At 33.4% G+C, this 6,534-nt stretch carries 4 protein-coding genes; 2 read left to right on the top strand and 2 right to left on the bottom strand.

Annotated elements, in window-relative coordinates:
* A partial coding sequence (locus AC3DU7_RS21125) for a putative PEP-binding protein (protein ID WP_488041272.1) occupies positions 1 to 2,424 on the bottom strand: 2,424 nt, incomplete at its 3' end.
* A gap of 1,122 nt (positions 2,425 to 3,546) precedes the next feature.
* Between AC3DU7_RS21125 and AC3DU7_RS21120 the strand changes: the two genes are divergently transcribed.
* On the top strand, positions 3,547 to 4,296 hold the full coding sequence (locus AC3DU7_RS21120) for a ComF family protein (protein WP_488041271.1): 750 nt from the start codon (positions 3,547 to 3,549) through the stop codon (positions 4,294 to 4,296).
* 148 nt (positions 4,297 to 4,444) lie between these two features.
* Positions 4,445 to 5,152 carry a DUF4336 domain-containing protein gene (locus tag AC3DU7_RS21115; protein WP_488041270.1) on the top strand — a complete coding sequence of 236 codons (708 nt, stop codon included), beginning with the start codon at positions 4,445 to 4,447 and terminating at the stop codon, positions 5,150 to 5,152.
* Between the two features lie 314 nt (positions 5,153 to 5,466).
* Here the strand turns inward: AC3DU7_RS21115 and AC3DU7_RS21110 are convergent, their stop codons facing one another.
* On the bottom strand, positions 5,467 to 5,592 hold the full coding sequence (locus AC3DU7_RS21110) for a hypothetical protein (RefSeq protein ID WP_488041269.1): 126 nt from the start codon (positions 5,590 to 5,592) through the stop codon (positions 5,467 to 5,469).
* Positions 5,593 to 6,534 lie beyond the last annotated feature (942 nt).

Here is a 6,534-nt window from a genome sequence, read left to right as displayed (position 1 = left end):
TTCCGCACGAGCAATTGAATTATAAGTTCGATCCACAGCATCAACATTAACAGAGATGGAGGTAATACCCCACCTGATTAAATTATCTATTATTTCTGGATATAAAGCAGGGGCATCACCACAAATAGAACAGGGAATACCACAAATTTTAGCCTGAGAAATTAATTGTTTAATGGCTCTCATTACTGCTGGATGACGACTATCAAAAGCACTTGTCATTTGTTCTTCTTCTCGGTCTACACCTAACAATAATTGAGTTAAATCATTAGTGCCAATAGCAATACCCCGAACTCCAGCTTTAACATATTCAGGTAGTAAGAATAAAACTGATGGTACTTCTGCCATAATCCAAATTTGGAAATGATTGGGTTGATTTTTCCACTTAGTTTGAATGCGACTCTGACAAAATTGAAATTCTTCTACAGAACGTACAAATGGTAAGATTAAATGAACGTTAGTATAACCCAATTCATATATTTGAGATAAAATATCTATTTCTAAATCTAGTAAACTTGGTTCTAGCAAATAACTAAATGTACCATGTCGTCCTAGTATAGGATTAGAATAATTAGTCCAATGATTATGAAGATTTAGGTCAGTCTGGTTATCTTGGTTTCTAGAATAATTAGTTATAAATTCTTCTGGAATTTTAGTAAATACTTTTTCCCCATCGCTAGAGTTAAATAATCCTAAATCAAGAGACCGATAAAAGACTGGTTTTGGAGTAAAAGCTGCAGCAAATTTACTAAGCTTTTCCACCATTAGACCAACCAATTCTGATTGACGGCCTTGTTGTATCCACCATAAAGGATGATGATTTTCTAACAGTTCAATAGCCATTAACTCTGACCGTAATAATCCTACTCCATCTATCAGTGAATCTTGAACTTTTTTAATTGAATTAATTTGACTTATATTAACGAAAAGTTTAGTTCCTATTGGCGGTAAATTTGGATTTTTCAGAGAATTTTCTACTACTGGTGTCTCAAGTTTATGAGGATCGTAATTATCTTCTTTTGCTAGATATATTGCCCCATTATTACCATCAATTAATAAATGGTCGCCTGTTTTAATTATATTGGTAGAATTAGTCGCTCCTACAATAGCAGGAATCCCAATTTCTCTAGCTAAAATTGCAGCATGACTTGTGATGCCGCCCTGTTCAGAAATAATTCCAGAAACTTTTTTCAGTAATGGTAAATAACTCGGAATAATTACAGGCACAACTAAAATTGCTCTGTCAGGAAATTTTTCTACTTCTGGAGGAATATTTTTAATAACTATAGCTTTAGCTGTTACTTTTCCTGATGATGCTACTATGCCTTTGACTATAGGATGTTCCGTATTAGGAATAGATATTGATTTTTCTTCTTTTGCTGATTGTGGCAATTGTGCCAAAATTTTATCCTCTTGTGGAAATCTTTCAAAATCTGTAATTAAGAGTTCAACTTTTGCATCATTAGACCTTTGGGAAAAACTCCATTTTACTCCAAAATTAGTACCAATATTATTGGCGATATCTTGAGTTAATTGAATTAATGATTGTAATTGCTTTTCCTCTAAAACAAATTCTTTTTGTAGTTTTTCTGGCAATAAAAAAATTTGCAGTGCTGGTAAAGTTTTGGGAAGAGGAATTTGAGTATGATAATTTCCGTGCCATGTATTTGTATCGCTAACTTTAATAATTCTTCCATCAAGGTTATAAGCGATAATTTTATTACCTAATTTTTTGTTTTCTACGGTGCAATTTTCAGCAGAAATAATATAAGAATCAGGGAGAACTTGTCCCCGATTAATGGATACTCCTAAACCATGAGTTGCTTTAATTTTCCAATTATTAGTAAAAGCCTGAATATCTCCAGAAGCGATCGCTGACTGTACGGGTTGTACTATAACTACTGGTTGAAGTTGTGGAATTTCAACTTGCTGACTATGCCAGTATAATAAACTTTTAGCATTAAATATTTCTGCCCAAGCTTGTTTAATTCCTGGGACAAATTCTTCCGGTCTAGCTTGACAAATTATTGGCTCTAATATACCTACAGTTTTCAGGTGAGGAGATACTAAGTCAAGCTGAAAAATTAATACTTCGGCATTGAGATTTTTAATAGCAGATTCTAGAGATAATAATAATTCGGATGGTAAATCAGTAGATACAATATTGTAGTTAATTGATTGAGAAATTTGTTGTAATTGTTGATAGTCATTGACATTAAAATGTAAAGTAGAATTGGGGAAGTCAAGTAATAATTGGTCTGACCAATCAATATTTTGTAAAAATTGCCAAAAGCTATTTGCTGGAATGACAAAACCAGGAACAATTGGATAACCTTGCTCCATGAGATGAGCTAAATAAAAAGCTCTTTCTCCCACTGTTTTCCAGTCTGAGGATTTAATTTTATCTAGCCAGTAAAACTTATGCACAAAACTATTGATTTGCTGACATCAAATGTTAAAAATAATGTAAGCATTTAGCATTTAGCCATCAGCTATCAGCTATTGCTTTTAACTTAGGATAAAAGCTTTATTAATGTCTTACTACAAAAGTTGTCTCCCTTGCCCTTAAAGTCTATTTAAATTTAAATACTGTCCTTAAGAAGAGAGGCTTGTTGCTGATAGCTGACAGCTAATAGCTGTTTGCGCACCAGTCCGCAGGAAATGCTTACAAAATAATAAATAGGAGTCTCTAGATTTATATCATTTCCGGATAATTAGCGATCAAAAAACTTGGGTACATCTCAGTTTTGAATAAAGCCAAAAATTTATCGCTTTTAGGCAACAGCTCCGAAAGGCAACAGGCAACAAGAAACATATAGGAAAATAGTATTTTTGCAAATATTAGATCCACCTAAAAACTTTCTCCTCTTTATACCTAAAAACTTCCTCTTCTTCCCTCCCGACTCCTGAAAACTGACTCCTCCCTTATTATTGATAATTTATTCATAACTATAGCAATATGATTTGAGTTGTGAGATATTGGAAACTTTTAGGCAACAGGGAACACCGGAGCTGGGAACACAGAAGAAGAAAAAAACGTATCATATGAATATAATAATTGATATATTCCATACTTTTAAGGAACACCTCAATTCTCACAACTGATTCCTGATTGCTATATTTAACCGGACATGATATTACCTAGTTGCTCAGTATCCAACATATTTTTACCCAATAATTAGTAATTAATAATTGATAATTAAATAATTCGCGCCTTGAAGCCTCCCCTTTTAAGGGGAAAAAAGCGGTCTATCTTCGCAGCGCACCCGTTGGGTGGGATGGCGATCTTCGGAGCTGCTCTGCAAGAGCCGGTCTCCTCGCCATATCCAATCGACCAAGAGAAGAAATAATATTTCCTTATGTTCAATTCCGTAGCGGTTTTAACCTTCTTGTAATTATCAATTATCCATTATCAATTATCCATTAATGAACTAACTCTAATTCTATAATTCTATTAGTAAATAATTTTGTATCAGAGTAATAGTAAATTGGTAACAGATAAACATAATAAACTATTTAATATTTTAGACTTTTTAAAGGTTCTTCACCATGATTAAATTTTTCTGGAGAAAAATACTTAAACCATTTCTGAATATATTTCTTAAGTCTAACTGTCCTCTTTGTCAGAGACCAGCAGACAGAGAGTTTTGTAAATATTGCGAAAGACAAGTTTGGCAATGTCAATTTCCTCATGGAGGACAAACATTTCCTGGAAAGGTTCCAGTATTTATCTGGGGCGAGTATAAAGATAGTCTCAAACGAGCGATCGCTGCCATGAAATATCAGGATAACCCACAGATAGCAAAACCTTTGGGATATTGGTTAGCAGATGGGTGGTTAAATTCCCCACTTTGTAAAAAGCAAGTAGGGACAAAAACTCTTGACAAAATGGTAGTTGTACCCATTCCGATGCACAAAAAGAAACTGAAAGAGCGAGGTTTTAATCAAGCGGAATTATTGGCAAAAAGTTTTTGCGAATTGACTGGTTCGCAGTTACGGCGAAATGGCCTGGAAAGAGTAAAACAGACCCAAGCATTATTTAGTTTGTCCAAGGGAGAGAGGTTGGAAACAGTTAAGGATGCTTTTACTATAGGGAACGATTTCCGCAGGAGTCGTCCCCGTAGTTTAGTTTTGTTAGTAGATGATATTTATACAACAGGTGCAACGGTGAATTCTGCAATTAAGGTTTTGCAGAAAGCAGGTATTAGAGTTGTGGGAGTTTTAGCGGTCGCGACTACAAAGAAACCAAGTCCTCGTAGGGGAGTGGGGGAGTGGGGAAGTGGGGGAGTAGGGGAGTAGGAAAGAAACCGAAATACATCCTCATTTCTTTTGTCTTTTTCTTCCCTATTCTCTGTTCCTTAAAACAAACGAATTTTGTACCTTACAAACATAGTAATTGCTATATTGGCGCTAATAAATCCTATCAAATAAATTTTCTTAATTAGCTATGCTCAGAAAAATAGACCGGAATATTTGGGTTGCCGAGCAACCTTTCAGATTTTTGGGATTAGATGTTGGTGTAAGGATGACCGTAATTAGTTTAAAAAATGACGAACTAGCTGTCATTTCTCCAATTAAAGTTGACAATAAAATTATTGAGCAATTTAGAGAGATTGGAAATGTCAAACATATTATTGCTCCAAATCTTTTTCACCATCTTTTTTTATCTGATTTTAAAAATATTTATCCTCAAGCACAAATTTATGCTGTTTCAGGTTTGAAGAAAAAAAGACCGGATATTTCTATCGATAAAATATTAGATGATGATGAACAATATTTTGGTAGTAAGCTCGAATATTTTTTATTTGAAGGACTTAATACCTTTCTTCTGAAAGGAGTATCACCTTTACATGAGTATGTTTTTTTTCACGGTGAAAGTAAAACATTGATTGTGACAGATATTGTATTTAATTTTGATGAAAACTTTCCATTGACAACAAAGTTAGTATTTAAAATTATGGGAGGATACAAACAACTTGGACCATCATTTTTAGAACAGTTGGGTACTAAAGAAAAAGAGAAAGTTAGACAATCAGTTCAGAAGATTTTGCAATGGGATTTTAGAAGGGTTATTATGGCTCATGGCACTATTGTAGAGAATGATGCAAAGCAAAAATTTCAGAAAGGATATGAGTGTTTTTTAGAAAAAATTTGAGGTCAGTTAATATTAATTATTCTGATATTTGCTTCCCCTCCTGGGATGGGTTAGGTGTGGGTTCACTCCCCCACTTCCCTTCAATACGAAAATATAGAAAACTGTTTTGAGAAATGGTATTAAAAGTGGAGGCTTTGAGCCACAATTTCTCGGCAAGGTAAGGTAAAGAATTCGTAATTTTTAGGGAATAGGGAATAAAAGAGAAATAAGGATAGGAACATTTACAATTGTTCTGTTTCATTTCTACCACCTAACACCTAACACCTAGAAATCAACCAATGTAGCAAGATTTTTTGAAAATGGCATTATTTTCATCAAGCTACTTTTTTATTAATTGATTTTTGGTGAGATTTAACAACAACCCATTTTCCTGTTATCGGGTCGCGATATACATTAAAAGGGTTAGATTTAAGTGATTTATAACTATTTTTAGGCTTCATAATGTACTCCTGATTTCTTGATATATAGCACTACGCAAATAGAGCGCGGATATTTCTCTAATTCCTGCTCCTGGACAACTAAAATTTATTGTCAAACGCTAAAAAATGTAGTGCTATCTATTATAGTTTCAAAAAAGTTACTAAAAGACTGTAATTTACTAGATGATTAAAGGTGATTATCATTAATATTTACAGTGATTTAAGTCACTTTTTATATATAGAAGAATAGGATGTCATTTCAGTTACCAGTTACCAGTTATCAGTTATCAGTACCTCTGCTTAAAGTCAGAGGCTTGAGACCTTATTTTTTGGTCAAAATCTTCCAATTTTATTTCTTGTTATCGAGCCTAATATAATAAGTTTCTCATGTAAAAATTAATAATTATTTAAGAAAGAAGAAGGTGTGACTAAAAACTAGTACTAAAGCCATTAATTATGACTTGGTCTCCTGTACGTTGCCAATCTGACGGCTCCCCTAACTAATACCATTTGTCAAAAATTTTTCTACATTTTTGCATTGCAGTGGAGTAGGGGGAATGGGTGGGTACTTTGTATTCAAAATCAGTACAGGAAGAAGTAAACATAATAATAATTAATGCTAACTAGCTAAATAATCATCAAAAAACTTTTTCCTTCTACTACTATTTCTTCTTCTTTTTTTCCTCCTAACTCCTGACTTATGTAGCAATCAGGAATCAGTTGTGAGAATTGAGATATTCCTTAAAAGTATAGAATATAGCAATTATTATATTCATATGATACGTTTTTTTCTTCTTCTCTGTTCCCAGATTTGGTGTTCCCTAAAAATTTTCAATATCTCATAACTCAAATCATATTGCTATAGATAATTAAGATGTAAGCATTCAGCTTTTAGCTATTAGCTATCAGTTATAGCAATCAGGAATGAGTTGTGAGAATTGAGATGTTCCTTAAAAGTGTAGA

It is taken from the genome of Okeania sp., from assembly GCF_983059655.1.
This window is presented reverse-complemented; position numbering and strand designations above follow the sequence as displayed.